Raw genomic sequence first — 5,184 nt, forward strand, 5'->3', positions numbered from 1 at the left:
GGCAAGGCCGTGACCGTCACCGGCTACACGCTGGGCGGTGCCGACGCCGGCAATTACACCGTGGTGCAACCCACCAGCTTGACCGCCAACATCACACCGGCCAGCTTGACTGTCAGCGGTGTGAGTGCAAACAACAAGGTCTATGACACCGCCACCACGGCCACGCTGAGCGGAACAGCCGCCGTTACGGCCCTGGGTGGCGATACCGTGACCGTGGGCGGTACCGGCAGCGGAAATTTCGTCAACAAGAACGTGGGTAACGGCAAGGCCGTCACCGTCACCGGCTACACCCTCGGCGGCGCCGATGCCGGCAACTACACCGTGGTGCAGCCAACAGGTGTCACGGCCAACATCACGCCTGCCAGCCTGGCCATTACGGGTGTAGGCGCGAACAACAAGGTCTACGACACCACCACCACCGCCACGCTCAATGGCACCGCAAACGTCGCGGCACTGGGCGGCGACGTGGTGACGGTTGGCGGTGGCAGCGGCACCTTCGCCGACAAGAATGTGGGCAATGGCAAGGCTGTGACGGTCAGCGGCTACACACTGGGTGGAGCTGATGCAGGCAACTACACCGTGGTGCAGCCCACCGGCGTCACGGCCAACATCACGCCGGCCAGCTTGACTGTCACGGGTGTAGGCGCAAACAACAAGGTCTACGACACCACCACCACCGCCACACTCAATGGCACGGCGGCGGTCACAGCTCTGGGCGGCGATACCGTGACGGTGGGCGGCACGGGCAGCGGCAATTTCAACAACAAGAACGTGGGCAACGGCAAGGCCGTCACCGTCGCCGGCTACACGCTGGGCGGCGCCGATGCGAGCAACTACACCGTGGTGCAGCCCACCGGCGTCACAGCCAACATCACGCCGGCGAGCCTGGCTGTTACCGGCGTAGGCGCAAACAACAAGGTCTACGACACGACCACCACCGCCACACTCAATGGCACAGCAAACGTCGCGGCCCTGGGCGGCGATACCGTGACGGTGGGCGGTACCGGCAGCGRCATCTTTGTCAACAAAAACGTGGGCAACGGAAAGGCCGTGACAGTCACGGGCTACACACTGGGCGGCGCCGACGCCGGCAACTACACCGTGGTGCAGCCCACAGCTGTCACGGCCAACATCACGCCAGCCAGCCTGGCAGTCACAGGTGTGGGCGCCAACAACAAGGTGTATGACACCACCACCACGGCTACCCTCAATGGCACCGCAGGTGTTGTTGCCCTGGGCGGTGATGTCGTGACGGTGGGCGGCACCGGTAGCGGAACCTTCGCCAACAAGAATGTAGGCAATGGCAAAGCTGTGACCGTGACCGGCTACACGCTGAGCGGCGCCGACGCCGGCAACTACACCGTGGTGCAGCCCACTGCCGTTACGGCAAACATCACGCCGGCCAGCCTGGCGGTGACCGGTGTAGGGGCAAACAGCAAGGTGTATGACGCGAGTACTGCAGCCACCCTCAATGGCACGGCCGCTGTGGCTGCTTTGGGCGGTGACGTGGTGAGTGTGAGTGGCGGTAGCGGCACTTTTGYTGACAAGAATGTGGGCAATGGCAAGGTCGTGACCGTGGCCGGCTACACCTTGGGCGGAGCCGACGCCGGCAACTACACCGTGGTGCAACCTGCCGGTGTTACGGCAAACATCACACCAGCCAGCCTGGCCGTCACGGGCGTCGGGGCAAACAACAAGGTCTACGACACCACCACCAACGCCACGCTTAACGGAACGGCGGGGGTCACAGCCCTGGGCGGTGACGTGGTGACTGTGGGTGGTACCGGCAATGGCGCTTTCGTCAACAAAAACGCGGGCAACGGCAAAGTCGTGACGGTGACCGGCTATACGCTGGGCGGGGCCGACGCCGGCAACTACACCGTGGTGCAACCTACAGGTGTCACGGCAAACATCACACCGGCCAGCCTGGCTGTCACCGGTGTAAATGCGCAGAACAAGGTTTTTGACGGTACGACTGCGGCCACCTTGGGTGGTACCGCCGCCGTGGCGGCCCTGGTCGGTGACGTGGTTAGCGTCAGCGGCGGCAGCGGTGCTTTTGCCAACGCGAATGTGGGTAACGCAAAGCCCGTGACCGTGACAGGCTATACCCTGGGCGGGGTTGACGCGGCCAACTACACGGTGGTGCAACCGACCGGGCTGACGGCATCCATCACTCCCTTGCCTGTCACAGCTGTGCCCGCACGGGCGGGAACGCTTGGGCGGGGGGGCGCCGATGATGGTGCCGACGCCGCCATGCAACAGGCCGTGGATGGGACACGCTCCAAATCCGGCCTGATCGAGGTATCGCCCATCCTTCGGGTAACTCGCAGCGCAAGCGCCGATGCCTCCGGTGGAGACGAACTGGTGGTTTCCGGTGGGGCCGTCGAGGTGCTGCAGGATGTGGTTGCCACAGTAAGAAAAGATCCGCGCCTGCATATCGTTGACGGCGGCGTGCAGCTGCAAAACGGTGTGCTGGCCGCTCAAAAATAAATACGGCTACCCCACAAAAGTTTCCCCATGAAATGCAACGTATCCGGTAAGCACGCTGTGCTGCTGTTGGCAGCCGCGCCCCTGTTCGCGGTCCAGGCGGCTGATCCGCTGCCGGTTGATATCGGCACCATCCTCCGGCAGGTCCAGCCGTCCCAGCAAGCCGTCCCATCGCCCCGCGGAGAAAGGCCGCCCCTCAGCAATGAGGGGAATATCCCGCCGCCACCTGTGCGTCCCGCCGTGACGGTGGATGTCAAATCGATCAACATCATCGGCAACACCCTGTTTGAGACAGCCACGCTGCATGCACTGGTGGCCGATGCTGAAGGCAAAAGCCTGACGCTTGACCAGCTCGACGAAATGGCGGGGCGCATAGGCCAGTATTACCACAGCAGGGGCCAGACCTTTGCCCGGGCCGTGGTGCCTGCGCAGGTGATCCAGTCGGGCGTTGTTCGCTTTCTGGTGGTCGAGGCGCGCTACGGCAAGGTCGGCGTCAACAACCAGACGCGCGTGAACGACCTGCTGCTGCAGGCGACGGTAGCGCCGCTGCAAAACGGGCAGCCAGTCGACCAGGCCCTGCTGGACAATTCCCTGCTGTTGCTGTCGGACATACCCGGCGTGGTGGTGCAGGCAACCTTAAGACCCGGCGACGGGATGGGCACCTCCGATCTGAGTATCGATACCACGCCCGGCCYGGCGGTTTCAGGAAGCCTGGTTGTGGACGACTACGGCAACAGCTATACAGGAAGAGCCCGCCTGGGCGGTACGGTGTACGTCAACAACCCTTTGAAGCATGGCGATGTCCTGAGCCTGAGCGGCCTGAATTCCGGGAAGGGGCTGAGCTACGGACGGGTGGGCTACGAATCATTGTTGAACGGCCAGGGCACCCGCGCAGGAGCCGCCTATTCCTTGCTGGATTACAAAATTGGCGGGTCTCTTGAGATACTTGGCGCGCATGGTTCCGCCGAGACCGGCAGCCTCTGGGGCAAGCATCCGCTGGTGCGAAGCCAGACGGTCAACCTCTATGGACAGATTCAATACGACACGGTGCAGTTGCGCGAGCGTGTAGACGTGGCGGGAATAAAAACAGACCGGCATCTCGACTCCTGGACGTCGAGCCTGACCGGGGACTGGCGGGACACCTTGCTGTCCGGCGGCATCAATACCTGGAGCCTGGGATGGACCCGGGGCAGGGTGGTTTTTGACGCTACAGAGGCGCAGCTGGACGATGCGGCCAGCGCACGAACGCAGGGCTGGTTTTCAAAGGCCAATCTGGGCTTCTCCCGCTTGCAGCGCCTCGGGCAAAACAGCACGCTGCATTTTTCATGGGCAGGCCAGTGGGCAAACACCAACCTCGATTCGTCACAAAAAATGTCCGTGGGCGGGCCCTATTCGGTGCGTGCCTACGATGTGGGTGCGTTGTCGGGTGATACGGGTTACCGCACAAGCGTCGAGYTGCGCTACGACCTGGGGCAGGTTGTCGGCGGCAAGCTCCAGGCGGTGGCGTTCTGGGACGGTGCCTACCTGAAAGTCAATCAACGACCCTGGGTGACAGGTGCCAACAGCGCAACGCTCAGCGGAGCGGGGGTTGGCCTTGACTGGACCGGGCTCAACCAGTGGCGGGCCCGTGCCTACCTGGCCTCGCCCCTGGGGTCGACACCCGAGCTGGTCAGGACGACAGATTCAACGCGTATGTGGACCGAGGTCGCCTACCGGTTTTGAAGGCTGCGCTGCTCGTGCCCATTCCTGGCTTGTCGTGCGGGGCTGTCAAATCGCGTAGCCCTGTAGTGCTATTAAATCAATAGCTGCTTGCGCTTTACCTGTATGGGCTACAACCTATTTTGTTGTAAAAATCAGATGCCCGCAGGCTTCTTGAGCGTCAGCATCCTGTCCTGGGCCTTGAGCACAATGGTTTTGACTTCTGCACCCTGCAGCACCGTCAGCCTGACTTCCGCGTCGGGTGCGGGCCGGTCCCACAGCTTTTTATAAAAAGCTTCGAGCGTGGCCACCTTGGCGTCGTCTACTGCCAGCACCACGTTGCCCGCCTCCAGCCCGGCCAGGTCCGCAGGGCTCTCCTTGCTGACCCGCAGGATCTGTATGCGCCCGCCCTGGTCATTGGAGGTGATGCCGAGCCATGGCCTGCGGCTTTTCATGCTGGCGCCTGAACGCTGCAGCTCCGCGAGGATGGGACGCAGCAAATCCACCGGCACAAACATATTGCCCGGCAGGCGGCGGTTTTCGCCTGTGGCATCGGACACCAGCAGCGAGCCTATGCCCATCAACTCACCTTTCTGGTTGAAGAGCGGGGCGCCGCTGTGGTTGCCGCCACTGGCCATGATAGGTGGGCTGGTGAACAGCGCCGATTCGATGTGGTATTCCCAGCTGCCGGAGAACGCGCGCCGGCTGACCAGCCGGGTCATGCTTACGTCGCCGTCCTCATCAGCCTGCGGGCCGGTGACGGCCATCAGCGGTTCGCCGGGCTGCAGGTCTTTACCGTTGCCCAGCGCTGCCACGCCCACACCGCGCAGTGGCAGCAAGGGGCGCAACAGCCCGAAGCCGGTGGCCAGGTCATAGGCAACGGCGCGCGCCGGCAAGGTGCGGTTGTCTTGCGTCACGATCTCGATGTGTTCGGCTTCCAGCATCAGGTAGCCGATGGTGAGGATGAGCCCGTCCTGGTTGATTTGCACACCTGAGCCG

At 63.1% G+C, this 5,184-nt stretch carries 3 protein-coding genes; 2 read left to right on the plus strand and 1 reads right to left on the minus strand.

Going from position 1 to position 5,184, the window contains the following annotated elements; genetic code table 11:
* Positions 1-2,490: beta strand repeat-containing protein (locus tag AC1DWI_RS13260; protein ID WP_477724989.1), on the plus strand; the 2,490-nt coding region annotated here is incomplete at its 5' end.
* Positions 2,491-2,517: 27 nt separating this feature from the next.
* On the plus strand, positions 2,518-4,209 hold the full coding sequence (locus AC1DWI_RS13265) for a ShlB/FhaC/HecB family hemolysin secretion/activation protein (protein WP_477724990.1): 1,692 nt from the start codon (positions 2,518-2,520) through the stop codon (positions 4,207-4,209).
* A gap of 131 nt (positions 4,210-4,340) precedes the next feature.
* On the opposite strand, the gene AC1DWI_RS13270 is transcribed toward AC1DWI_RS13265, so the two are convergent.
* Positions 4,341-5,184, minus strand: an 844-nt coding sequence (locus AC1DWI_RS13270; protein ID WP_477724991.1) for a S1C family serine protease, incomplete at its 5' end; no start/stop codon positions are given.

The organism is Polaromonas sp. P3_C2, assembly GCF_056402675.1.